1 protein-coding gene is annotated in these 574 nt (G+C 46.3%); it reads left to right on the top strand.

Annotated features, from left to right (window positions below):
- A partial coding sequence (locus tag P5674_RS25690; RefSeq protein WP_315670472.1) for a reverse transcriptase N-terminal domain-containing protein occupies positions 1-545 on the top strand: 545 nt, incomplete at its 5' end.
- Between the last annotated feature and the right edge of the window lie 29 nt (positions 546-574).

The following is a 574-nucleotide window of genomic DNA, read 5'->3' on the forward strand; positions in this document are numbered from 1 at the left end:
CTACGAACAACGCATGGAAGGCAATCCCATGGACTAAGGTTCAACGGAAAGTTTTCAAGCTCCAAAAGAGTATATTTCAAGCAGCTAAATCGGGACAGGATGCAAAGGCTAGAAGGTGGCAACGTCTATTGGTGAAATCATATTATGCCCGACTCTTAGCAGTACGGCGAGTGACTCAAGATAATCAAGGCAAGAAAACTGCCGGAGTTGATGGAATGAGAGCAATCTCTCCAAGGCAAAGGTTTGAACTTGTTGAGAACATTAAGGGAAACCTCAAAGCAAAACCGCTGCGACGGGTGTGGATACCAAAACCTGGCAGGGATGAAAAACGCCCTTTGGGAATACCCACAATCCAAGACAGAGCAAGGCAAGCCTTGGTTAAGTCGGCTCTCGAACCCGAATGGGAATCAAGATTTGAAGGCACTAGCTATGGGTTTCGACCTGGTCGGTCTGCCCAAGATGCAATTGGTAGAATCTATACTGCCATAAATAAAGGAAACTACTATGTACTTGATGCGGGTGCGAGACGTTCGGGTATGAAATAGGGCTTAAATGCCCGAAATAACTACCCGGA

It is taken from the genome of Limnospira sp. PMC 289.06, assembly GCF_032350395.1.
GTDB classification, from domain to species: domain Bacteria; phylum Cyanobacteriota; class Cyanobacteriia; order Cyanobacteriales; family Microcoleaceae; genus Limnospira; species Limnospira platensis.